At 54.4% G+C, this 23,838-nt stretch carries 17 protein-coding genes; 8 read left to right on the forward strand and 9 right to left on the reverse strand.

Annotated elements, in window-relative coordinates; all coding sequences use genetic code 11:
* The first annotated feature begins 119 nt into the window (after positions 1–119).
* Positions 120–1,142, forward strand: coding sequence for a LacI family DNA-binding transcriptional regulator (locus tag ACLD72_RS02205; RefSeq protein WP_410998256.1), 1,023 nt, complete (start codon positions 120–122; stop codon positions 1,140–1,142).
* Between the two features lie 64 nt (positions 1,143–1,206).
* On the opposite strand, the gene ACLD72_RS02210 is transcribed toward ACLD72_RS02205, so the two are convergent.
* On the reverse strand, positions 1,207–2,175 hold the full coding sequence (locus ACLD72_RS02210) for a LacI family DNA-binding transcriptional regulator (protein WP_410998254.1): 969 nt from the start codon (positions 2,173–2,175) through the stop codon (positions 1,207–1,209).
* Between the two features lie 293 nt (positions 2,176–2,468).
* Between ACLD72_RS02210 and ACLD72_RS02215 the strand changes: the two genes are divergently transcribed.
* The 3 genes from ACLD72_RS02215 to ACLD72_RS02225 all read left to right on the forward strand — a co-directional run bounded on the left by ACLD72_RS02215 (position 2,469) and on the right by ACLD72_RS02225 (position 7,174).
* Positions 2,469–3,911, forward strand: coding sequence for a glycoside hydrolase family 1 protein (locus tag ACLD72_RS02215; protein ID WP_410998252.1), 1,443 nt, complete (start codon positions 2,469–2,471; stop codon positions 3,909–3,911).
* Positions 3,912–4,125: 214 nt separating this feature from the next.
* A complete protein-coding gene (locus tag ACLD72_RS02220) occupies positions 4,126–5,712 on the forward strand; it encodes a glycoside hydrolase family 43 protein (protein WP_410998250.1) in 1,587 nt (528 codons plus the stop codon).
* A 1-nt stretch (position 5,713) separates the two neighbouring features.
* A complete protein-coding gene (locus ACLD72_RS02225; RefSeq protein ID WP_410998248.1) occupies positions 5,714–7,174 on the forward strand; it encodes a glycoside hydrolase family 28 protein in 1,461 nt (486 codons plus the stop codon).
* A gap of 23 nt (positions 7,175–7,197) precedes the next feature.
* On the opposite strand, the gene ACLD72_RS02230 is transcribed toward ACLD72_RS02225, so the two are convergent.
* A complete protein-coding gene (locus ACLD72_RS02230; protein ID WP_458475509.1) occupies positions 7,198–8,073 on the reverse strand; it encodes a helix-turn-helix domain-containing protein in 876 nt (291 codons plus the stop codon).
* 372 nt (positions 8,074–8,445) lie between these two features.
* Here ACLD72_RS02230 and ACLD72_RS02235 point away from each other — a divergent pair, with 372 nt between their 5' ends.
* Positions 8,446–9,486 carry an alpha/beta hydrolase family protein gene (locus tag ACLD72_RS02235; protein ID WP_410998244.1) on the forward strand — a complete coding sequence of 347 codons (1,041 nt, stop codon included), beginning with the start codon at positions 8,446–8,448 and terminating at the stop codon, positions 9,484–9,486.
* 389 nt (positions 9,487–9,875) lie between these two features.
* On the opposite strand, the gene ACLD72_RS02240 is transcribed toward ACLD72_RS02235, so the two are convergent.
* Entirely contained in the window at positions 9,876–9,977 is a 102-nt protein-coding gene (locus tag ACLD72_RS02240) for a YjcZ family sporulation protein (protein WP_251589247.1), read from the reverse strand.
* Positions 9,978–10,246: 269 nt separating this feature from the next.
* Here ACLD72_RS02240 and ACLD72_RS02245 point away from each other — a divergent pair, with 269 nt between their 5' ends.
* Entirely contained in the window at positions 10,247–12,166 is a 1,920-nt protein-coding gene (locus ACLD72_RS02245) for a TOMM precursor leader peptide-binding protein (RefSeq protein ID WP_410998366.1), read from the forward strand.
* 19 nt (positions 12,167–12,185) lie between these two features.
* A complete protein-coding gene (locus tag ACLD72_RS02250) occupies positions 12,186–14,261 on the forward strand; it encodes a hypothetical protein (protein ID WP_410998242.1) in 2,076 nt (691 codons plus the stop codon).
* A gap of 541 nt (positions 14,262–14,802) precedes the next feature.
* On the opposite strand, the gene ACLD72_RS02255 is transcribed toward ACLD72_RS02250, so the two are convergent.
* Positions 14,803–16,809: a methyl-accepting chemotaxis protein gene (locus tag ACLD72_RS02255; RefSeq protein ID WP_458475510.1), complete on the reverse strand. Its 2,007-nt coding sequence runs from the start codon at positions 16,807–16,809 to the stop codon at positions 14,803–14,805.
* Between the two features lie 159 nt (positions 16,810–16,968).
* Positions 16,969–17,667: an N-acetylmuramoyl-L-alanine amidase family protein gene (locus ACLD72_RS02260; protein WP_410998236.1), complete on the reverse strand. Its 699-nt coding sequence runs from the start codon at positions 17,665–17,667 to the stop codon at positions 16,969–16,971.
* Between the two features lie 153 nt (positions 17,668–17,820).
* Here ACLD72_RS02260 and ACLD72_RS02265 point away from each other — a divergent pair, with 153 nt between their 5' ends.
* Entirely contained in the window at positions 17,821–18,036 is a 216-nt protein-coding gene (locus ACLD72_RS02265; RefSeq protein WP_410998234.1) for a YqzE family protein, read from the forward strand.
* A gap of 56 nt (positions 18,037–18,092) precedes the next feature.
* Here the strand turns inward: ACLD72_RS02265 and ACLD72_RS02270 are convergent, their stop codons facing one another.
* From ACLD72_RS02270 to ACLD72_RS02285, 4 genes are all read right to left on the reverse strand, one after another.
* On the reverse strand, positions 18,093–19,136 hold the full coding sequence (locus tag ACLD72_RS02270; protein ID WP_410998232.1) for a hypothetical protein: 1,044 nt from the start codon (positions 19,134–19,136) through the stop codon (positions 18,093–18,095).
* 158 nt (positions 19,137–19,294) lie between these two features.
* Entirely contained in the window at positions 19,295–20,401 is a 1,107-nt protein-coding gene (locus tag ACLD72_RS02275) for a YqhG family protein (RefSeq protein WP_410998230.1), read from the reverse strand.
* A 5-nt stretch (positions 20,402–20,406) separates the two neighbouring features.
* Complete coding sequence (locus ACLD72_RS02280; protein ID WP_410998228.1) at positions 20,407–22,182, reverse strand: DEAD/DEAH box helicase; 1,776 nt, start codon at positions 22,180–22,182, stop codon at positions 20,407–20,409.
* Positions 22,183–22,809: 627 nt separating this feature from the next.
* The gene (locus ACLD72_RS02285) at positions 22,810–23,727 is read right to left on the reverse strand and encodes a hypothetical protein (protein ID WP_410998226.1); all 918 of its coding nucleotides are present in this window, start codon (positions 23,725–23,727) and stop codon (positions 22,810–22,812) included.
* Positions 23,728–23,838 lie beyond the last annotated feature (111 nt).

Here is a 23,838-nt window from a genome sequence, read left to right on the forward strand (position 1 = left end):
GGGAATTAGTCAAATTATTTTTTATAAAAAGAAAATTAAGTTTAGTTAAGTTTAAGTCGTAAACTTTCGTGTATAATAGTGTTATAATTTACACAGTCTTTGAAGCAGGAGTGGTATTCATGAAAATAGATGACATTGCCAGACTCGCGGGGGTTTCCAAAGCCGCCGTTTCCCTGGCGCTCAACAACAAAGCCGGTGTCAGTGAAGCGACACGCCAGCATATCCTGGAAATTTCCAGGGCCAACGGCTACACCCCGCGGACGTTTAAAACCAATAAAGCCTCGGCCAAAAACAGCTCCGTGATGCGATTTATCGCCTGCAAAAATGTGGATATCGTCACCGAGCATTACGAGTCCCAGCCGTTTTTCAGCGAACTCATTCATCATTTAACGTCCTATGCCGGAGAACAAGGCCACACGCTGATTATTTCTTCTATCCCGATCCAAAGCTTGAAAGAAGAAATCCAGCAGCTCGAACATGAGCAGCCCTCGGCGGGGATTTTGCTGCTCGGCACGAATTTATCGGCGCAGATGATCGAAAGCGTTTTATCCATTCATCCGAATCTGGTCATCCTGGACACTTGCTTCGAGCATATCGATGCGAGTTTCGTTGCGATCAACAACTATCTTGGAGGTTATCAGGCGGGGAAACATCTTATCTCTTTGGGGCACCAAAGCATTGGTTACATCGAGTCCGAGGTGCGAATCTTTAACTTCGTCAAACGCAAGGAAGGATTTATGGCCGCGTTAAAAGAGGAGAATTTGGAGATCGATGAGCAGCTGACCTTTGCGATGAACCCGATGTCGCTGTTGTCGCAGGACGCTTTTAAAACAGCCGTGGAGAACATGAAGCATTTGCCTTCGGTTATATTTTGCGAAAATGATTACATGGCCATCAGCGCCATCAAAACGTTCCAGGAACTGAACATTAAGGTGCCCGAGCAGGTGGCGGTCATGGGGTTTGACAATATCCGTGAGGCCAAGGTGATCAGTCCCGAGTTAACGACGATCCATGTTAAAAAAGACATCATGGCCAAAACGGCGATGGACATGTTGCTGCGCAAGGTCGGCGGCCGGAAAGAGCAGAATGTGCAAATTCTGGTCAACACGGAAGTGATTGAGCGGGGGTCCTGCCGGGCCTAAAACGGGGGGCGGGGAGAGCGGTTAAATGTTTCCGGCCGGCAGTCTCTCCCGGTTTAAAGGCAGTTTAAGTCGTTTGGCGTTCAACCAGTTGAAAGCTTAAGGGGGACGGCTCCAAGGACTCGTCGCCAATGATGTTCCATATCCAATAAAAGGCGTTTTGCGCCTGCTCCTTGATCGGATTGTGAATGGTGGTTATGCCCAAGGACGCAGACAACTCCGTATCGTCAAAGCCGATAATAGCCAGCTGCTGCGGGATCGTCAGATTTTGGCGGCGGGCTTCGTTTAATATACCTGCGGCCGCGTAATCATTGGCGCAGAGGACGGCTTCGGGAGCTTCATTCATGGCGGCGAGCGAGCGCCAGGCTTGTTCGCCGTCAAGCATGCCATAAACCTCGTAACGGTACCAATCGCGTCTTACCGGCAGGCCGCGTTGTTCCATGACGGCTTCAAACGCCAGCCTGCGGCTTTTGGTATTCAAGCTGTTGGGTCTGCCGAAAACGTTGGCGATGCGCGTATACCCCTTGGCCAGCAGGTGCTCCAGCCCAAGCCGGTAACCTTCGCCCTGATCCATCGCCACGGAAGGGATCTGGCCTGCCCGCATACGCTGCCAGGAAATGATCGGCCCGTAGCGGCAGTAAGCGGACAGTTTTCCGGGGTCATTCACGCAAGTCATGATTAACAAGCCATCCACCCGTTTGCTCCGCAAATCCTCAAACGCCTGCAGTTCCTTCTCTTTATCCCCTTGCGAAGTATAAATAATCGTTTGAAATCCGCATCCCAAAGCAGCTTGTATAAAATGATTCAAAAAGGAAATGGTAGTTTCGTGCAGGACTGCGATGACGATCCCGATTTGCTGGGTTTGGCCTTTCGATAGCGCCACGGCGTTCCGGTTGGGAGCGTAGTCGAGCTGCTTCATAATCTGCAAAATTTTCTCCCGCGTTTCCGGGTTCACATTCGGCGAATTATTGATGACCCGTGACACCGTTGCCCGGGAATATCCGGATAACCTCATGATCTGTTCAAACTTTGACATGCAAATGTCCCTTTCCGAAAAGTTAAAGTTGACATGTAACCCGTTCCAACATTTAGGCTAAAAGTGTGAGTTCAAAAAGTCAGGTTTTTAGCACCGAGAAGGTTGGATGAAGCCAGGGACTGAGTAGCGGAGCGTACGTTTTGGGTACGTGAGCAACGGAAGGCCCGGCTGAATTCAAGATTCGATGCCGAATATGCCCCATGTTCTTGCTACGTGATCAAAAGATGACTTTTTGAACAACCTCTTTTGCATCCAGTGTAGCACAAATTGATGGAAAGATAGGAGTGTGGCAAATGAGTAACAGCAACAGCAAGGCCGTGGGCGAAATCCGTTTTCCGGAAGGTTTCTTATGGGGAGGCGCTGTCGCGGCCAACCAACTGGAGGGCGCCTATAACGAAGACGGCAAAGGTTTATCCGTGCAGGACGTGACTCCCAAAGGGCTGTTCGGGCCGGTAACGGAAGCTCCGACACCGGACAATATGAAGCTGGTGGGCATTGATTTTTACCATCGTTACAAGGAAGACATCAAGCTGTTTGCGGAAATGGGGTTTAAAGTGTTTCGCACCTCAATCGCCTGGTCGCGGATTTTCCCGAAAGGCGATGAGACGGAACCGAATGAAAAAGGGCTGCAATTTTACGACGATTTGTTTGATGAATGCCTGAAGTACGGGATTGAGCCGCTGGTCACTTTGTCCCATTATGAAACGCCGCTGCATCTGTCGAAGGAATACGACGGCTGGGTCAACCGGAAGCTGGTCGATTTCTATAAGCGTTATGCCGCCACGGTATTTAAGCGCTACAAAGGAAAGGTGAAATACTGGCTGACCTTTAATGAAATCAACTCCATTCTGGAAGCGCCGTTTATGAGCGGGGGCATCTACACGCCCAAAGACAAGCTCAGCAAGCAGGATCTTTACCAAGCCGTGCATCATGAGCTTGTGGCCAGCGCTTCCGCGGTTAAACTATGCCACGAGATCGATCCGGAGGCCAAAATCGGCTGTATGATCCTGAGCATGCCCACTTATCCGCTTACGCCTAATCCGGACGACGTGGTTAAAGTGATGGAGTTTGAACACCGGAACTATTTCTTCGGGGATGTACACGCCAGAGGCGCCTACCCGGGTTATATGAAACGTTTCTTTAGAGAGAACGGAATCGAAATCAAATTCGAGCCCGGTGACGAAGAAATACTGCGGCATACCGTTGATTTTATTTCCTTCAGCTACTATATGAGCGTGTGCCAAACGGCCGATCCGGAGAAACTCGCCGCCGGCGAAGGGAATATCCTCGGCGGGATTCCCAATCCGTATCTGAAATCCAGCGAATGGGGCTGGCAGATCGATCCGCAAGGGCTGCGTATTGTCCTGAACGCTTTCTACGACCGCTATCAAAAACCGCTGTTTATCGTAGAAAACGGGCTGGGTGCGGTCGATGAGCTGATCGTAAACGAAGCAGGGGAGAAAACGGTTGAAGACGGCTACCGCATTCAGTATTTGAACGATCACCTCGTACAGGTGGCGGAAGCCATTGCGGATGGCGTGGAAGTGATGGGATATACGTCCTGGGGCTGCATCGACCTGGTCAGCGCCTCGACGGCCCAGCTTAAGAAGCGTTACGGCTTCATTTACGTCGACCGCCATGACGACGGCTCCGGCACTTTGGAGCGTTACCGCAAAAAGTCCTTCCATTGGTATAAAGAAGTAATTGCAACCAACGGAAAAAGTCTAAAGCGCTAAGGCATACAGCCAACTAATACGTAATGAAGCGTGCCTCCCGTAAAAAGGTGGCACGCTTCATTTTTTTTGCGGTTGATAAGCACTGAAAAATATAAACATAGCATGAAAGTATAAAAATACGGAAATATAGCACGGATAAATCAAGAAAATTAAACTTAATTGTACTATAATTGGTTGTGCTTACAATATGTTTGGGTGAAGGAGGCTTCCTTTTTTGAGAAGAACATTTAGCAATCCGATACTGCCGGGATTTTATCCCGACCCTTCGGCGATCCGAGTTGGCAAGGATTATTACCTGGTGACCTCAAGTTTTGAATTTTTCCCCGGCGTGCCGATTTTTCACAGCAAGGATCTGGTCAACTGGCGTCAACTGGGTCATGTGCTGGATCGTCCGTCCCAGCTCAATCTGGATCAAATCCGCCCGTCCATGGGGATCTGGGCGCCGACTTTGCGATATCACCAGGGTGTCTTTTATATGATCACGACTTACGTCGATACCGATAAGAAACAGCATAATTTCTATGTAACGGCAACCGACCCGGCCGGGGACTGGTCCGATCCCGTATGGCTGGAGGATGCCCCGGGGATTGATCCTTCCCTGTTCTTCGATGATGACGGGAAGGTGTACTACACCGGCAACCGCGTTCCGCCCGAAGGTCAGGACTATCCGAAGCATATGGATATCTGGCTGCAGGAAATCGATCTGCAAGCGGGAAAGCTGGTTGGGCCAAAGCACAGTATCTGGCAAGGGGCTCTTAAGGTGGGCCATGCGCAAGAGGGGCCTCATGTTTATAAAATCGGCGGCTGGTATTATGTGCTGATTGCCGAAGGCGGCACCGGGCACACCCATGCGGTTACGATTGCCAGAAGCCGGAGCGTAACGGGCCCCTACGAGGGAAATAAGGCCAACCCGATACTGACGCATCGTCATCTGGGGAGAAGCTTTCCGATTGTCAACGTCGGTCACGCGGAACTTGTGGAAACCCAGTATGGAGACTGGTGGATGTTCTGTCTGGCTTCCCGAACCTGCGGGGGATATTTCCGCAACCTGGGAAGGGAAACGTTTCTGACGCCGGTAAGTTGGGAGAATGAATGGCCGGTGGTGAACCCGGGCAAAGGGATGCTTGAATTCAAGGCGGCGGCGCCGGATTTGCCGGAGACGAAATGGCCTCAGCCGCCGGCGCGCGACGATTTTGAAGCCGGCGCGCTTGCGCCGATGTGGAACTTCTTGCGGACGCCGCGCGGCGAGTTCTGGAGCCTTGCCGATCATCCCGGCTATCTGCGGCTCCGCCTTAAGCCGGAGCGGCTTTCGGACCTGGCCAACCCAGCGTATTTGGGACGTCGCCAGCAGCATCTGAGCTTCAGAGCGGCGGCGGACATGGCCTTCCGTCCCGGGGCTGAAGGCGAAGTCGCCGGCTTGGTGCTGCTGCAGAATGCGGACTATCATTTCCGGTACGAGCTGGGTTTGGAATCGGAAGAACAGGCGCTTCGCCTGACCGAACGCCGCGGCGGCGAGGAGAAGCTGCTCGCTTCTGCGCCTTATACGTCGGGAAAGGTGCAGCTAAAGGTTGAAGCAAGAGGGCAGGAGTACAGCTTTTATTACCGGGGCGATGAAACGGAGAAATGGACGATCCTGCTCGAAGGAGCCGATGGAAGAGTGCTCAGCACGGATTTGGCCGGCGGTTTTACCGGGGCTTATATTGGCATGTACGCCAGCTCTCAGGGCGCGGAAAGCTCCCGGTATGCCGACTTTGACTGGTTCAGCTATGAAGAGCTGGACAAAGCGGAGGAGGAATGCTGATATGACAAACGATATGAATGGTCATGAGTATCCGCTGCCCGAGCTGCCGTCTATCCCTGAACGCATTTTTACCGTAACGGATTACGGGGCGGAAGGGGACGGACTGGCGCTGTGCACCTCCGCCATTCAGGCGGCATTGGACGACTGCGCCGCCGCGGGCGGCGGCAAGGTGGTTATCCCGCCCGGCATTTGGCGGACAGGACCGCTGACGCTGCGCAGCCGGATCAATCTATGCGCCGAACGGGGAGCGCTGGTGCTGTTTGACCCCGATTTCACGCTGTATCCCCTGGTTTCTTCCCATTACGAGGGCAACTCCGGCTGGCGCTGCCAGGCTCCGCTGGACGGCGAGGGACTAAGCGATGTGGCCATCACGGGCGAAGGAATCTTCGACGGAAGCGGCGAGGGCTGGAGACCGGTGAAGCGCTTCAAGATGACCGAGCAGCAATGGAATCGCCTGATTGCCTCCGGCGGAACGGTGGACCCGCAGAGTGAAATGTGGTGGCCTTCCCGCGAGGCGCTGGAGGGGGAGAGCCTTCTCCGGAGACTGCGGGAGGAGGGGGAGACGAGCCGGGAAGCCTATATGGCTGCCCGCGACTACCTTCGTCCGGTACTGCTAAGCTTGCGGGGCTGCCGGAGAGTGCTGCTGGACGGGCCAACCTTCCAGAATTCGCCGGCATGGTGCCTGCATCCCCGAGGCTGCGAGCAAATTACCGTACGGAATGTCCAGGTGCGAAATCCGTGGTATTCACAGAATGGGGACGGCCTGGACCTGGAGTCCTGTTCGCACGCTCTTGTCGAGCACTGCAGCTTTGATGTGGGGGATGACGCCATTTGCCTGAAGTCGGGCAAGGATGAAGAGGGACGCAGGCTGGGCCTGCCCAGCCAGTATATCACCATCCGTCAATGCACGGTGTATCACGGTCATGGCGGCGTGGTGATTGGCAGTGAGATGTCCGGAGGTGTCCATGCGGTCAGGGTCCATGACTGTACATTTATCGGCACGGATATCGGGCTGCGCTTTAAAAGCGCCCGGGGAAGAGGCGGGGTGGTCGAGGACATTGTGATGGAGAATATCCGAATGAGCGGCATTGTGCATGAGGCCGTGTCTTTTCATATGTTCTACGCGGGAGTTGAAGGCTCGGAAGGCTACGAAGAGCAGCCGCTTCCGGTGAGCGAGGAGACCCCCGTATTCCGGAATATCCGGCTAAGCAATCTGGTTTGCCGGGGAGCGGCCACTGCACTGCTCGTCAACGGGCTGCCGGAAATGCCGCTGGCCGGTTTGACCGTCAGGAATTTCCGCGCGAAGAGCGAGCGCGGCATAATTTTGCGCAACGCCGCCGATTTGGTTCTGGACGATGTTGTATTGCAAACCACGGAGCAGGAGCAGCCCAAGGTGCTGGCTCATCGCTGCGGCGAGATCCGGATAATCCGTTCGGGCGATCTCGCTGTCGCGACAGAGTAAGGAGCCGCCCGCGCTAACTCGCGTTATTCCTTCGGGCCCGAGCCGGACGAAGCACGGGACTGGGCCTCCTTCCGGTATTGAAGCGGTGTAAGTCCGGTTGACTTCTTAAAGGTTTTATTAAAGTGGGACAGATGCTCAAATCCGACTGCGGCGGCGATTTCCTGGATTTTGGCGGAGGACCCGGCGAGCATCCGTTCCGCTTCCCTGACGCGAAGATGGACGATATATTCACGGAAGTGGAAGCCTGTGAACCGATAGAAGATTCGGCTTAAGTAGGACGGACTAATAAAAAAATGCTTGGCCGTTGCCTCTATGGTGAGAGCCTCGCGGTAACGGGCGCGAATATAGGTGGCTACATCGGTCACCAGTTCATGCAGCGGATGATTCCGCTCGCCGGCCTGGGGGGAGCCCCCAGAACGCTGCAGCAAAATCATCAGCTCGGTCAGCAAAGCGATGACGCAGCTTTCGTAGTAGGGCTTGCCCAGCCGGCATTCTTCCAGCATCCGGTCCAGGAGATTCTCCGCATCATCCTGTTCGCGTAAGGTCAGTCTGAACAAGCGGTATCCCCGGCCATGAAACCATGCGGATTCATCGCGCAGGGCGTGCGGAAGCAGCGTGGGATCATAATGGATCAGAATCCGCTCGAATTCGGCGATTTCGGAGCTTGCGGTGGAGTGAAGCTCCCCGCCGGGAATCAGGATGAGCTCTCCCTTGTGGACAGTGATTACCCGATTGTCCACAAAATAGACCCGTTCCCCTTCCGACAGATAATAAAGCTCCATCCATTTGTGGCTGTGGGGACGCGGCATGGCGGTAGCGCCCTTGCGCATCATATGCTGAATACTGAAGCGCCCTTGTTCGATATGATATTTGGGATTCGGACCCGTTACGTTTACCATGATCTGCCTCTTTTCTTTGAACACATCTATAAGAGGTTGTTCAAAAAGTCGTCTTCCCATGACGAAGTAGTTCAGGGAGCGGAATCGACGTCGAATCTTGAATTCAGCCGGGCCTTCCGTTGCTCACGTAGATCTGTCTACGCTCCGCTACTCAGTCCCTAGCTTCATCCAACCTTCTCGGTCCTAGAAATCCGACTTTTTGAACACGCATCTATAAAATTAATACCTTGAAATATGAAAGGAGTCAAACATGCTGTTTACAGTTTCCAAGCATGGCGATGAAGGTTACGGCAGCTTGCAGGAGGCGTTGGCTTCCGTTTTGCGGAAATACAAGCCGGAGGTTCAAAAAGTCGTCGAGGGGAGAAGCTGATCATGTTCACATTGGAGCAACATATGAAAAGATGGGCCGATACTGCTCCGCACAAACTGGCCTTTCGTCAGGACATTCCCTTTGAAGAGTGGCGGGCCGGGCTTGCCGCAAGCTTTGCGGCCCGGCTCGGCGGGTTCCCCGAATTGCCGGCGGAGCTTGAGCCGGCAAGGCTTGAACGCGTATCTTGCCCCGGCTACGTACGGGAACGTGTGGAAATCACGACCTTTGAGGGAATGCGCATGGCGGTGTATCTGCTGCTCCCGGAGCGTCCGCTGGCTGCGCCCGCGCCGGCGGTCATCGCCGTCCACGGGCATGGCTACGGGAGCAGGGAGATTGTCGGTCTGATGCCGGACGGAGCCGAACGAACAGGGCCTCCCGGCTTGCATAAAGATTTTGCCGTATCGCTGGTGAAGCAGGGCTTTGTCGTCGCGGCTCCGGAGGCGCTTGGCTTCGGCGACAGACGGCTCGCGGAGGATCGGGCCAGCGGGGATGCAGCCCGGAATTCCTGCTTTCGCCTGTCCTCGGCGCTGCTGCTGGCCGGACAAACGATGGCCGGCTTTCGCATCTATGAAACCATGAGGACGCTGGACTACCTGCGGACCCGCAAAGAAGTGGCGCCAGAGCGCATCGGAATTATGGGGATCTCGGGAGGAGGGCTGGTGGCGGGCTTCACGGCCGCGCTGGATGAACGGCTCGCTTGTGCGGTTGTGAGCGGTTATGCGGGCACTTTTGCAACCAGCATCCTGACCCGGAACCATTGCCTCGATAATTACATCCCGGGAATCTTGCTGGACGCGGAAATGCCCGATTTGCTTGGTTTGATCGCTCCGCGCAGTCTGTTTCTGGAATCGGGAAACACCGATCACCTATTTGGCCCGGAAGGAGCAAGGCAAGCTCTGGATCGGCTGAAGCTGATCTATGAGGCTGCAGGCGGCGCCGGGCGGGTGGAGGCGGACTTTTTCACCGGAGGGCATGAAATTAACGGGGAGCCGGCGTTTGCCTGGCTGCGGGAGCGGTTGGCGGATGAACGCCGTCATGTTTAGTATGGCTGACGAGCGGGAGGAGGAATTGAGATATCGGATTTGAAGAAGCGGCGAAACCGGCCGCGGTATGTAAAAAACCGTTAAAACCCTTGATCTCACAAGGCTTTAACGGTCGTTAATTCTTTTTTGCGTTGTCTGCGATTTATAATCCCCATTTGCTTAAGTCAAATCATTTCTAAGTTCCGGCCGGCCAACGCGAGCCGGTTCTTTTTAAGGCGCCGCCCCAGGCCGCTGCGGCTGCTGCGGAGCCGGCATCTGTGCGTTAAGCACGCAGGGAGCGGCGTCTATCGTTTTTTTGACGTTGCGTTTGCGGTTGTTCCTGTAAACGGTGTGAACGTCATGGCGGCTTGAAATGCATGCATAGGCGATTTCAACCCGGAAGCTGATGGTTAGATGAACAGAGATCTAGAAACGATTACCAACAGGATGAACAGCACGAGAATAACGCCAACGCTGGTAAATCCGAAACCTGCACAGCTAAATGAGCTCATTGTTCGCCACCTCCTTTGTTCTGCTACAACACCAATATATTGAGCGTAGACCAATTTGGATTGGACGAATGTAACGATTCTCATCATCGTCTAATTTTTCTTCGTAACGATACATATGCCTGGAACATAAATTAGGGATAAAACAGGCGAACCCAATGGGAGGATTTACAATGACAAGCTTGGAAGGCGGCAACCCGCAAGACCCTGCCGAAGGTTCCGGTCCGAATCATCGGACGGTGGCGGTGATCGGGGAGGGGGTGCTCGCTGAGATGGTGTATAACCAGCTATCCGCGCTGTATAAGACCGTATGGAAAAACGAACGAAGCGATAGTAATGAATGGATTGCCGGGTTGGCGGAGGAGACGGAGCTTACCGTATGGATTCGCGATGACGGAAATTCGGCGGCGGATTTTAAGGAGGAAGAAGCGCTGCAGCAAAAAGGCGCCCCTTGGCTGCGCATCCTTACCTCCGGGAATGAGGTTGTAGTCGGACCTTTGGTTGGACCGGAGACTGGAGGGTGTTATAGGTGTGCGGACCAGCGGCGGGAGATTGCCGGACGAGACGGCGGCGATGTTATGGCCTCGCTGTTTTCGCTTCTTGCGCCGGGGGAAATTCCAAGTAATGAGCCTCCTTCTTGTTCGGGGCTTGCGCATGCGGCGCACATTGCCGTTAACGAGTGCCTCCTTTATCTTAACGGGAAAAAAGCGCGTTCGGAAGATCATCTGTATATCGTTAATCTAGAGACGCTGGAAAGCTCGCTGCATTTTGTCCTGCCGGATCCGTTGTGCGAAGTATGCGGACAACTTTCCGCTGATTCTGCTTTGTCGGCGCGGATCGGACTTGCGCCAAGGCCAAAAATAGCCGCAAACGGTTACCGGTCCCGCGGCATCGATGATTTAAAGGACGCGCTTATTCATGATTATTTGGATCCCCGTACGGGCGTGTTTAACAAAGCGACGATTGACCTGTTTTCCCCGTTTGCCGGGGTATATGTGAATATGCCTTCGTGGATGACGGGAGACGAGGTCTCGGGGGGGCGCAGTCATTGTTTTGCGGAAAGCGGGCTGACCGCCATTTTGGAGGGATTGGAGCGGCGCTGCGGTTTCGTTTTGCGGGGCAAACGCACGATGGTACGGGAGAGCTATAACCGAATTGCCGGCGAAGCTCTCGACCCTGCTACAGTGGGGTTATATAAGCCGGAACAGTATGCGCAGCCGGATTTTCCGTTCGAACCGTTTGACCGAGACCGCGTTATGAATTGGGTTTGGGGTTATTCTTTTTTGCGGCGGCAAACCATATTGGTTCCGGAGTGTCTGGCCTATTACAGCTGGAGCTACAGCGAGAGCTTTGTTGAGGAAGGATCAAACGGCTGCGCTTTGGGCGGAAGTTTGGAGGAGGCCGTTTTGTACGGGATTTTGGAGGTGGTTGAGCGCGACGCGTTCCTCATCGCCTGGTATGGACAATTGCCCGTCCCGCGGCTGGACCTAGGCTCTGCGGACGACCCTGAACTCAGGTTGATGATCGAAAGGTTTAAAACGGTGGCCGGGTATGAAGTTTATTTGTTTGACATTACGATGGAAAACCGGATACCGGTCATTTTGGCCTTGGCGAAAAGCAATGGGCCCGGAAAAATGAATCTGCTCTGTGCGGCGGGTTCCCATCTTGACCCGGCAAAGGCGGCGAAAAGCGCTGTGCATGAGCTGGGCGGGCTGGTTGTTGTGCTTAACGAGAAATTTGCGGAGCGGCAAGACGAGTTGCGGGACATGTTCCATGACCCTGATCTGGTTCTGCAGATGGAGGATCATGCTTTGCTGAACGGTTTGCCTCAAGCGGAGGAAAGGTTTGATTTTTTGCTGGATGGCCGGGGGCCGCTGCGGACGTTTGCGGAACAATTTATTCGCAAGGCAAGCCATCCTGATCTGACGGAAGATCTGAAGGATATCCTGCAAATATTCGAACGGCTGAATCTCGAAGTGATTGTGATCGACCAGACCTCTCCGGAAATTTCACGCCATCATTTGCACTGCGTCAAAGTGTTGATCCCGGGCATGCTGCCGATAACGTTCGGACATCAGCTCACCCGGCTGCACGGGCTGGAACGGGTGTTAAGGATACCGGCGGAGCTTGGATATGCGGAGGAACCGTTAACGCTGGAACAACTCAACCCGCATCCTCATCCTTTTGTTTAATCCAAGGAGGAATGAAAAATTGAGCCCACATCGGTTTCAAACAGAATGGCCGCATGACATTTTGGCCGTTGGTTCCGGATCGGTTTTCTTTTCGCTGCTGTCCGCTTTGAATGAGTCCGGGTTCAGCGAAATCAACCTGTGTATGACTAGTTCGGCGCAGGGCGACCGGCAGCGGCTGGCGGAATGGCTGGGCCAAACCCGCAAAGCGGCTCCCGAGGCGAAGGTGAGGGAAGTCGCATTGGGGCGGGAAGACGCTGATGGCTGGAGGGAGGTCGTACGGCCATATCAAATGATCCTCTATGCCTCGCAGGAAGGGAATCCCGGGGAACTGCTGCGGCTTGGGCAGGCTTGCCGGGAAGAGAATAAGGCGCTGCTGCCCGCTGTCTGCTTGCATCAAACAGGGGTGGCGGGCCCGCTCGTACAACCCGGCCTGGAAGGAGACGGGCTGGATGGAGGCTGGGAGTCGGCTTGGCGCCGGCTGCACATGGCTGCTTTTTGCCAGGGTCCGGAGCGGCAGCCGGTTTCATCGGCAGCCGGCGCGTTGCTCGCCAACGTGCTTGTATCCCGGCTGCTGAAATACGCTGCCGGAGAGAGCGAAGCGGGGGATGGTGCTTCGCTTTATCTGCTTAATTTGGAGACGCTGGAAGGGAGTTGGCATGTTTTTCTCCCCCATCCGTTCGCGGCTGGCCGGAAGGAGATCGCCATCGAAAATCTGCAAAATTCCGGCCGGCGGTTCGAACAAAACGCTGATTGTAGTAGGTTGGATCAAATTTCTGAGCGGCGGCACGAACAAATGTCTGATCAGCGTCACGAGCAATTCCCTGACCGCAGGCTCGAACAAACCGCTGACGGCAGACTCGAACAAATCGCTGATGGCAGGCGCGTACAAACCACTAATGGCAGGCTCGAACAATCCACTGACGGCAGTACGCCGGATGGCTGGTTCGCTTATTTCAGCCGGTTAACCTCGGAGCAAACCGGAATTTTCCACACATGGGAGGAGGGAGCATTGAGTCAACTGCCGCTTGCCCAATGCCGAGTCCAGGCGGCCGATCCGTTGTCGGAGGGCCCGGCAAGCTTGCTTCCGGACATCGTTTGCGCCGGCCTGACGCATGTGGAAGCGCGCCGGGAAGCGGGACTGGCCGGGATCGAAGCTTATGTGTCGCGGCTGGCCGAGGCGCTTTTGGACGAAACAGGCGGATTCATCGGCATCGGTGCGGGGGAAACGGTAGAGGAGGCAATCCATCGGGGCTTGCAGGATTGTTTGAGCGAATCGTTTCGCAGGCGGACGTGCGGACAGACACGCGTGCAGGCGGGGGAGCGCGGGCAAGAGCGGAAGCAGGAGCAAGAGCTGGTGCAGGAGCAGGAGGAGGAGCTGGTGCAGGAGATGGTGCAGGTGCAGGCACAGGAGCAGGCACAGGCGGTCGAACGGGAGCAAGAGCAGACGAAGGAGCAAATGCACGAGCAGAGGCATAAGCAGACACGCGAGCAGGCGGAAGAGTGGACGAACGTGCTGAAGCAAGGGCGGACGAACGAACAGGGACACATGCAACTTCATGAGCGGACGAACGGGCGTGCACACATACAGCCGCTGGGGCAGATACCGTCCGCCGTTTGCGTTCGGTTGGGGAAAGTGGATGATAAGCGCTGTCGATACTACTTACAAGCCTTAAGCATCATGCAGGGTGAGCCGGTGATCGGCTTGGGAGAAGCTGTGTCCGGGTTTCCGGTGTTTTGGGTAGGTACGGGCGAGGCTTGGTACGGCGGTGTAGGTCTAAATGACACTTTTGCACTACGGAATGCCCTTCGCGCCGCTTTAGTGAAAGCGCAAAACACACAATATCCATCGGGCTCGGGGGGCCAGCCGGCCAACGTGGTGGAGATCCCCTCCCTGCAACTAAAACAGGATGCCTCCGTCCGCCTTGACATTGGTCGATTTGATGGAACGTTCGAGCCGGAAGTCTTGTCCGAAGCGCTGCAGGTTGTGAAAAGGAACGGGCAGCATCTTACCGCGTTAGATCTTGCCGTGGAGCCGTTCCTGAAAGAGCTGGCTGTGTTTGGCGTGTCGCTACGGGAGGGGGAAGCATCTTTTTGACCGAACCAACTGCAAAAGTGCATTTCATTTTCCGCAGAATTGCTCCTTTGAGCGTTTGAAATGCAAAAGTGCATCTAATTTGGGGCCATTTGATAAAAAAGTTAATTTTGACCGGGAATGAACTGCACTTTTGCATTTGAACCACCTGTTTCGAGGAATTTCGACGAAAATCGCATGCACTTTTGCATTTCGCAGGGCATTCCCGAGACATTCCGCAAGGCATTCAGCGAGGCATTCAGCGAGGCATTCCAAAGGGCGTTCCGCGAGGAACCCGCGGCCATTCCCCGGGTACTCCTCGGGGAATTTCGTGGCCGCGGTATGGTGCGGACGGTGCGTGGTCCGGGGCATGTTTGGATAGCTTTCAGAGTCCGGATTGGCCACGGGGATATTCGCTGAGACGGTGTTTGCTGCAGTCGTATTCGCTACAGCCGTTTTTTGCCGCAGTCGTATTTACTGCAGTCGTATTCGCTGCAGCCGTATTCGCTGCAGCCGTATGCCCACGGCCGTATACGCTACAGCCGTATTCCCGCGGCCGTATTCGCTACTCCACTTTAAACTGTGCCGCCGCCGCGGTCAGTTCTTTCGCCAGTCCGTCAATGGTTTGCACCATACCGGCGAGCTGTTGAACGGTTGCCGACTGCTCCGTCATCGTGGCCGAAACTTCCTCGACGGAAGCGGAGACCTCTTCGCCCGATGCCGAGAGGCTTTGGACGGAGCCGAGCACTTCGTCCTTATCGCTTTCCAAGCGGCCGACTTCTTCCGCCATCTGTTTGATCTGGCCGGTGATGTCGGTGATTTTTTCAAAGATCTCGTTAAAAGCTTGCCGCGTCTGGCCGACAAACTGGTCCTGCATGGCTGCGATATCTTTAATCTGGGCCACGCTTTGGTAGTTATCCTCCACAAAAGCGAGGTTTTCCTGAATAATGCCTTGAATATGAGCGGACTGCTGCGAGCTTTGCTCGGCCAGCTTGCGGATTTCCGCCGCCACGACGGCAAAGCCGCGGCCGTGTTCGCCGGCTCTCGCCGCTTCGATGGACGCGTTCAGCGCGAGCAGGTTGGTCTGTTTGGCAATTCCGGCGATCGCGTCCGTGATGCTGTTGATTTGCTCCGAGCTTTGTTGCAGGTTAGACGTCATTTCGGAAATCTTGTTCACCTGTTCTTCGTTCTGCTCGTTGATGCGGATCAATTCGTCCACCACAGCGTTGCTCGTATGGAACACGCCGACGATTTCCTCCGAACGGTCCTTGGCGGATTGGGCTTTGGAGCTCATCGACTCGAAGCTTTCCCCGAAACCGAAAAATTTGTTTACGATATGTTCGGTTTCCCGGGCTTGGGAGTCCATTGCCTTGGCGATTTCCTGCGAAGTGGCGGACGTTTCGCTGACGGATACGGCCGTTTGCTTCGAGGAAGCTTCCAGCTCCTTCGTGCTTGTCCCGAGCACCGCGATCGTTTTGTTCATATTTTGGATCAAGTCTTTGTTGCGGCCGACCATTTGGTTGAAGCTGCCCGCCAACGTTTTAAACTCGCCTTCATACCGGTCCTCGTCCGCGCTAACGGTGAGATCGCCGGAAGCCATCTGCCGGAACAATTGGGTTAATTGCGCGAGCGGCTTGGCGATATAACGGGACAGCAACAAGCCAAAGCCAACAGCCACGAGAATGATCACAAGGGTTAAAATAACGGTGTTGCGGAACATCTCCTTGATCGGCTGCTGAATGTCGTCCAAAGAATCGATAACCGAAACGGTTAAGTCGGGGCCCGGAATCCGGTTGATCCGCAGGTACTCGTTGTTCATTTCAAGACTGGATTTTTCGATTTCTTGACTGCCCGTATTTTTAACAGAACCGGCAAGCTCTGCAATGACTGTACCGATTCTTGAAGAGTCCAGGGAGTTATATAACACCGTTCCGCCGCGGCTGACGATTTCGATGCTGCCTTCCCGATTGATGGAAACTTCACCTAATGTGCTGAAAAAGAACTGGCTGTCGATCGTCGTTACGAAAACGCCCAGCACTTTGCCGTCCGAATCCTTGATCGGCTGGGCGAAGGCGAGCAGCAGGTTGCCTGTGCTTTTTGACACGATGGCATCGCTGATGTAAGGCTCCCCTTTGAGCGCTTCGCTAAAATATTCGCGATCCGACCGCGATTGTCCGATATTTTCCGCGTTCGTTCCGGCCACGATCGTACCCTTAGCATCCGTAAGCAAATAGGACTCGATGTCGCTGGTTCCTGCCAAACTGCTGTTCAGAATCCCGTTCGCTGGGTCCAGATAAGGATTGGCCGGCGAGAAAAATTGTTTATCCGAGAGTTCACCGGATTCTCTAAGCTTCAGCAGGCTGCGGAACGTATTGTGCTGTGAGATGAGGAAGGTGGATTGCTGCTGCAATTGGACGGCCGTCGACAATCCGCCTCCCAGCCGGTCGGCCATGACGTTGATCTCGTCCTTGCTCTTGCGCAGCGCCAAACTGGACGCCTCCCGATAATTCAGGACGGAAGTCGCCAGCAAAGACGCGACCACCAATAAACAGACGAAAAAAGGTATTTTCACGCGCAATGAAACAGATTTCATTTTCCCGGTTATTCCCGAAGGCTTTTCCTTCACAACTCTTCAACTCCCTTATGCTTCTCTTTTCTATAGTTGCTAACGAAAAGATATATCGGTTGCGATGCAGGAGTTGTGAAGTGGAATTTTCATCCAGCGGTTTGTTTACATGACCGTAAAATATTCGGTGATGCCGGCGTAAATCGCTTCGGCGATTTTTTGCTGGCCGTTCCGGCTGATCAGCAGGGCGCGGTCTCCCGCATTGCTCAAAAAACCCATTTCGACGATGACGGCCGGCGATTCAACATGCTTCAGCAGGAAAAACGGTTTGCCGAGCTCGGGGATCGAAGCCCTGTCCAGGTTATAAAACCGTTCCAAGGCACTCTGAATGGAGGCGGCCAGCAGCGCGCTGCGCCCTTCGTTCTGGTGCAGGACAAGCGGTCCATGTTTCGATTTGTTGCGGCCCCAGTTCACATGCAGGCTAACGACGATGGAAGCGGGGAGCTGCGCACTGAGTTCCTTGCGTTGGGCGAGATCCCTCATATGGCGGGAACTGCTGCGCGACCAGCGGTTATCGTCGCTTAGCGCGTAGTCGCCTGTGCGGTTCAGAACCGCCCGGTATCCGTGGCTTCGCAGCACGACGTAGAGCCGGCGGCCGATCTCGAGGTTGATGTCTTTTTCCATAATATCTTCGTAAGAGGTTCCGCCGTCAATGCCGCCGTGTCCGGCATCGATCAGGATGACCGGCTCCGGAAAAGCGTGCCGAAGGTCTGTGTCTTCCGCAAAAGCGGGACTTCCGCATAAACCGAAGGCAAGGGAGACGACAAGCATAGCTGCCAGCGTGTACCGCGTCAAAATTTTCATGGTTCTCACCTTTCCAGGCCTTATTTCCTTTATAGATTGAGCTTTGGGCGTCTAAATCATGCATGAACTGCCCGGGAGCGGCGGGTTTAGAGAACGGTTCGCCGGAGCAAACTAAAGATAAGGCGAGCAAATGACGAAAAGGAGATAGTTAGCATGGCAAAAGGCGATGAACTGGTGAAATACATTACCGAAAAAGTCGTCGATTTCGTGGAGACCCCCCGGGAAGTCCGGCGGGAGCGTACCAAGCCGAAGGAACCGTGGACACGCCGCTGGTTCGGGATGATCCCGTTTTCGGTTTCTTTATGGGCGGGGCAGCTTCCGGTAAAACGGAAAAAGGAAAGGGAGCATTCCCGTTCCAGCGAGGGGTAAATCTCGTGTGAACATTAAAGAACCGCCGAGGAAATTTCTTCGGCGGTTCTACTCGTTTAACCGGAATAAGCGATAAATTTGCCCGGCTTTGACTCGAGCAGAGCATCCAAGGCGATGAGCCGGATCGAAGGGCCTTCGCCGGTTAGGACATATACGGAACCGTTTAGGGATGTTTCGCCAGGTACGGAATCGGTGCCGGAGGATGTGTTGTCCTGCCACGTTTGGTACCCAAATATCGGCATAGGAATCGAATAAGTGCGTTCCGGGCCCGCTGCGGCGAAGATCAGTTGTTTGCTGGATTGAAGCTTGCGGATAAACGTTTCCTGCTTGACCGAAAACGGACTGTCCGCCATCCACAGCAAATTGTCGTAAGGATTAAAGGCATCGGCGGTAAAAACGATCCGGCCGGGGGCCAGTTTCGCCTCACCGCTGCCTGCCGCGTGCTGGGGCGTTTTATAAAGGGCGGCCTGTCTGTCCCAGGTTTCAGCCGTTTCAGGCAGCCATTCACCGTCCGCGGCGTGAATGAAACGCGGCGATTCGCCATCCGGCAGGCGGACCATCCATTCGGCTAGGGCGGGGCCGGCATAGAGCGGCGTAACGCGGATTTGGCTGAGCTGGTCTGCGGTCAATTCTGCAGCCAGCTCGCTATTTTTCAGGGCAGCCTTCAGCAAGGAAGGGGCAAAAACGGTATTGGCGCCGAGCCCATATTCGACCAGCTTGTATTCGCCATCGGACGTGGCGGAAATGATCAGGTAACCGTTCGAGCGCGAATCGCCGCCGGATTCGCCGGGGATCACGGTGACCAGCCAGCTGTGCGTTCCCGGGCCAAGCGGCTCAATCACGGTTTTTGCGCCGCGCCAGGCGCTGAAAGGTTCGGTTTGTGCCAGCTTCCGTACGGCCTCCGCAGCAAAAAGGCGGAGCTGCTCGGGAGCGTGATCGGCCGTTTGAAGTCCGGTGGCCCACTCGGCAGCTGCGTCCGGACCGGAAGCGGCATAGCTAACGGCTTCTCCCGCTAGCGTAAGTCCGCCGGTGCAAGCCAGGCCGATGCTGCATAAGATTTTCATCGTAATCGATAGGTTTCGGGGGAGCTTTCCAAACATCGTTCGCCCTCCTATTTAGGGGATGAGTGAGTCAGCTTTGCGATTGCTTGTCCATTGTACCGGACCCGGGGCAAAAAGGTTGTTGCAACCTGTCGCGCTTAGGGTCTTTGTCCAGCTTCTATTTTTGCGGTCTTTTAGCGAGATCGGTCTATTTCTGGTCACCGCGGCGAACGCAGGTGAAAGATGCCGCAGCCCAAGGCGGATACGACAATTCTCGGCTCGTATTGCCAGCGGATTTCTTCCCGCCTCGCCTCGTATTGATTCCGCGCAGCCTGCTGCCGTTCCTCATCCGGTTCTTTGAGCAAATCCTTATAGTAAGCCTCGATAATCTCCAGCTCGTCCCGCAGGCGTTCCCTGGCCTGGATCGACCAGCCGTTGTCGTAGGTGCCGAGCAGTTCGGACAGCCTTGCTTCCAGCGCGGCCCGGCCCGCGTCCAAAGTGAGGTTTGTCGGCTCGATATGGACGTTTTCGGGAAGGCGCGGAGCGAGCGTGACGCCGGCTAACTTCTTCTCAAAAGCTTCGTCGATTTTTCCGTTTAGCAGCGAGATCCCGAAGAAATGGAGCTCCTCCCGCTTCATGTCACAGCAGAACTCGACTTTATAGCAGACACCGAGCCACGGCTCGTAGGCGGCCGGCAGCAGGGCCGTGCGCTGGCGCGGGCCCGGCTCCTCGAACAGATAGACGAAGCGGCCGCCGCGTTTGGCCGCTTCGAAGATTTGCTTAAGCCGCGAGCTGCCGAAGGTCAGCTCCTCGCGCTGAATGCGGCCCGGCCCCAGGACCGGCATTGGGCGTACGGGGCCGAAATAGCGGCCGAGGAGGCTGTCCTCCGGCGGTTGGCCAGGCTGGCCCGTTTGGCCCGGGCCGGGCTGCTGCTGCAGTCCAGCGCCGGTAACGCCGCCGGGGCCTGGTGCGTTTGCCGGAGCTGCGCCGGCGCCGCCAAGCCCGGGCGCAGCGCCTGCGGGTGCCGGACCGCTGCCGCTAAATCCGGCCGCAGCGCCCTTGCCGGTGTTCGGCGCGGCCGCCTTCCCGGCTTCGGCCTCCCGGTGCCGCTCGGGGTCGAAGATGAACGAAAACGACATCGTCTCCGGCTCGGCCCCGGTGCGTTCGATGAACCCCCAATAATACGGGCGGTTCGTCAAATCGCGGTCGGCACGGGGTGACAGCTTTACGGTGACGTGATAGGGCGATTTTTCTAAAAATTGGCATTCGGTCGCTTCAAGATACGTCATTACAAGCTTGCGGATTTGCTCGTTCGTCATCGTCATGCGGGTCAACCTCCCAACAGCTGCTTCAGATCGCCGCCTTCGTTTTCGCCGCCTGTAGCGTCCAGCTCGGATTTGATCGAATGAAACGTGCGGCCCAGCGATTCGACGCGGTTGGCGATCTCCTCGTCGCTTGCGGATTCGAGCATGATTTTATAGATGCTTTTTTCCAAGGAATGTTCCTTCTCAAACCGCTCCAAAATCACGTCAAGATCTCCGATCACCATTTCGAACATGTTGATCTTTTCATGCAGCAGGTTCACGATATACTCTTCAATCGTTCCTTTGGTGGACAGGTTGTAGATTTTGACGTCATTTTGCTGCCCCAGCCGGTGCACCCGGCCGATCCGCTGCTCCACCCGCATCGGATTCCACGGCAAGTCGAAGTTGATCATGTGATGACAGAACTGCAGGTTGATGCCTTCGCCGCCGGCTTCGGTGGCGATCATCACCTGGGCGCGGTCGCGGAACAGGTCCATCATCCAGTCCTTTTTGCCGCGGTTCATGCCGCCGCGATAGGGGACAGCCGTCATGTTGCGGTCGCGAAAATAATTCAGCAAATATTCCTGGGTCGCGCGGTATTCGGTAAACACGATCACCTTGTCGTTCATTTCCCGAATCAGCTCCATCGTTTTTTCGGCTTTGCTGTTGGCCTTGATCTGCCGGATCAGGTCGACGATTTCCCAGATTTTGTCGCGCAAAGGGGAATCGGGAGCAAGCTTCTTTGATAAGTTGACCAGCGTGACGAAGACGGCGTCGCGGCTGCTGCATACTTCGCGCTGGAGCGTCACTAGCGAGAGCATGCTGTTCAGGTCGCCACCCGCTGCCTGATATTGGTCTTTGACGAAGGAAGTGACCCCGCTGTACAAATTTTTCTCTTCCGGCGAAAGTTCGACGTCGATGTTCCGGACGATCCGCTTGGTGAACTCCAGCTCCCCATCGGCGCGGCGGTTGCGGATCATCACTTTGGAGAGCTCGCCTCTTAGCTGATCCTCGTTTTTCGGCAGGCGTTTGTCCACGACGAAATTGGCTGCAAATTCGCTTTGGCCGCCGAGCTGGCCGGGTTTGAGCAGCGTGATCAGGTTGAACAACTCGTCAAGGTCGTTTTGCACCGGCGTCGCTGTCAGCAGGAGGCAATATTTTTTGCGCAGCTGCAGCATAAATTGATAATTCGTCGTTTTTTTGTTTTTCAGCTTGTGGGCCTCGTCGACGATCAGCATGTCATATTCATTGTTCAGCAGAATCGATTTATGCGGATCGCGTTTCGCCGTATCCATCGAAGCCACAACGACGGCGTTTTCCCAGGAGTGCTCTTTTTTCTGGGCAACGGCGGGGATGCCGAATTTCTGGTTGAGCTCGCGCACCCACTGCAGCACAAGGGAAGCGGGCACCAGGATCAGTACTTTGCGGACCAGTCCGCGGATGATGTACTCTTTTAGAATCAAACCGGCTTCAATCGTCTTGCCCAGACCGACTTCGTCGGCCAGGATGGCGCGCCCGCGCATTTCGAACAGCACCTTGCGGGCGGTTTCGGTTTGGTGGGGCAGCGGCGTTACCTGCTGCAGATGCTTCAGGCACTGCATTTCCTCAAAGCTCGTGACCAAAGAAGCGGTTTCCGCCTCAAGGGCGAGGTTAAACAGCTTCCAGTCGTCCCAGGGGCCGCCTTTTTCCTGCCGGGCCGTAAGCTCGCTGAACCAGCTCCGGTCGAACTCGACCTGGACCTCGGCGTGCGGGGCCGGATCCTTGGTGAAGCTTAGGGATTCGCCGGGGGGATGAGCAACCATGATAAAACCTCCCTTTTCGTGCTTGTACATCTGACTTGGTTATTCGATTCGAGAAGAGGGTGAAGCGGCGGACTGTTCCGGATTAAGATTTTCAGCTATTCGCTAACGGTTGTAATCGCGCCTATTTAGCCGAAAAGACGGGGATTCAATTTCTAACGGTTATAAACGCGCTTATTTGGGTGAAAAAGGCTCGAATCCGTGAGAATACGGCAAAATAAGCTCTGCCGCAACCGTTAAAATTGGTTTCCCCTGCATTTTATCGAAATAGCGGTGCTCACAACCGTTAGAATGACAGTCTTGATTGAAAGAGCTGTGCCTTCCTGATGTTAAGCGCTGTATCTGGCTTTTAGCCCAAAGTAATCGGACTTTTTTCTGGCAGATGTATGTGTAGTATGGACGAAAAAGAGGCGGTTCATAACTTTGACGGAAGTTTACGGTAAGCGAAAATCAGGGCGGGACGGTTCCTCCGAATTTAATCCTCACACGGGAATGATACAATCATAGTAAAATCGGCGTGAGGCAAAAAAGATGGCAAAAGAGCTCTGGTGATATATCGAAGAAAACATATAAAAAGCCTATAGCGGCTTGTATTGCCGGCTACAGGCTTTACTCATTTTTGAGGGATAATTAATTTTTTTCCACCATTTGTATAAATGCAGGGTAGTCGTGGATCGCAATTCCTCCAAACCCGTCATGTTCCGCATAAAAGTCCGTTACGGTATTTAACTGCAGATTCATGTATTTCAAACCTTTGTTATAGTACGTAATTTCTTCCGTGATGGTGCCGCCGTTGGGTGAATTGGTCTCTGCGCCGATGTAAATTTTCTTGCCTAATTTCGCCGCATAATCGGTTTCCAGCTGCGTTGCGCGAATTTGTTTGTCGGCCGTGTCGCGATACGCCATAATGGATACGGTGTCCACAATGTCCAATACAAAATAACTTAGCGGTTTTTTCTCCCCGCCGGTGTTTACGATGACCGGGTTCTGCCCCGCTGCATACCACCACGGAATCGCTGCATTGAACTCCAGATTCTCCTTGCTTAAGGCAATTTCGTTCGCGATTTTCTTCAGGACCTGGATATATTGATAGCAAACGGAGCCTCTTTTGGTTAAATATTCGGGCAGGGTGTGCGGTTCAATGTCAAATTGGATTCCGTCAAATTTATTGTCCGGGTAGGACGTATTAAATGAGAGCACCTGGCGGAGTTCCTGAAGCGCTTCGCGATGATGGGTTTCCAGCGCCCAGTTGGCTCTGCCGACAAGTGCAAACACGCGTATTCCGTCCTCATGCGCTCTGCGGATCAGTTCCTCATAAGTTGCGGGCTGATCCTCCAATGTTTTTCTTGTCCCGATGAACAATAAGTTGATGTCATGATCTTTTAAAAACTGCAGCAACTGTGTAATCTTGTTTGAATCGGAAGCCGCTTGATAAAAATCCCAAACCCATAATGCTTTGGTTTCTCCGTTATTTGCATGAGCCGGGGAAGGGGCAACGTTCACCAACGCCAAACAAACCGCCAAAACAAAAATTGCCATTTTTCTCACTCGGTTCTCTACTCCATTCTTTGTAAAATTAGCAGGATTAATTTACCAGAACTAGATTAACATAAAACGGAATTTGTCGAATGATCTGTTTGGCCTATTGTGAAAAAAATT

The organism is Paenibacillus lacisediminis (assembly GCF_046567315.2).

Coding starts and splice junctions, on each gene's coding strand:
- ACLD72_RS02205 (WP_410998256.1), top strand. CDS start 120: ATGAAAATAGATGACATTGCCAGACTCGCGGGGGTTTCCAAAGCCGCC.
- ACLD72_RS02210 (WP_410998254.1), bottom strand. CDS start 2,175: ATGTCAAAGTTTGAACAGATCATGAGGTTATCCGGATATTCCCGGGCA.
- ACLD72_RS02215 (WP_410998252.1), top strand. CDS start 2,469: ATGAGTAACAGCAACAGCAAGGCCGTGGGCGAAATCCGTTTTCCGGAA.
- ACLD72_RS02225 (WP_410998248.1), top strand. CDS start 5,714: ATGACAAACGATATGAATGGTCATGAGTATCCGCTGCCCGAGCTGCCG.
- ACLD72_RS02230 (WP_458475509.1), bottom strand. CDS start 8,073: ATGGTAAACGTAACGGGTCCGAATCCCAAATATCATATCGAACAAGGG.
- ACLD72_RS02235 (WP_410998244.1), top strand. CDS start 8,446: ATGTTCACATTGGAGCAACATATGAAAAGATGGGCCGATACTGCTCCG.
- ACLD72_RS02240 (WP_251589247.1), bottom strand. CDS start 9,977: ATGAGCTCATTTAGCTGTGCAGGTTTCGGATTTACCAGCGTTGGCGTT.
- ACLD72_RS02245 (WP_410998366.1), top strand. CDS start 10,247: ATGGTGTATAACCAGCTATCCGCGCTGTATAAGACCGTATGGAAAAAC.
- ACLD72_RS02260 (WP_410998236.1), bottom strand. CDS start 17,667: ATGAAAATTTTGACGCGGTACACGCTGGCAGCTATGCTTGTCGTCTCC.
- ACLD72_RS02265 (WP_410998234.1), top strand. CDS start 17,821: ATGGCAAAAGGCGATGAACTGGTGAAATACATTACCGAAAAAGTCGTC.
- ACLD72_RS02270 (WP_410998232.1), bottom strand. CDS start 19,136: ATGTTTGGAAAGCTCCCCCGAAACCTATCGATTACGATGAAAATCTTA.
- ACLD72_RS02275 (WP_410998230.1), bottom strand. CDS start 20,401: ATGACGATGACGAACGAGCAAATCCGCAAGCTTGTAATGACGTATCTT.
- ACLD72_RS02280 (WP_410998228.1), bottom strand. CDS start 22,182: ATGGTTGCTCATCCCCCCGGCGAATCCCTAAGCTTCACCAAGGATCCG.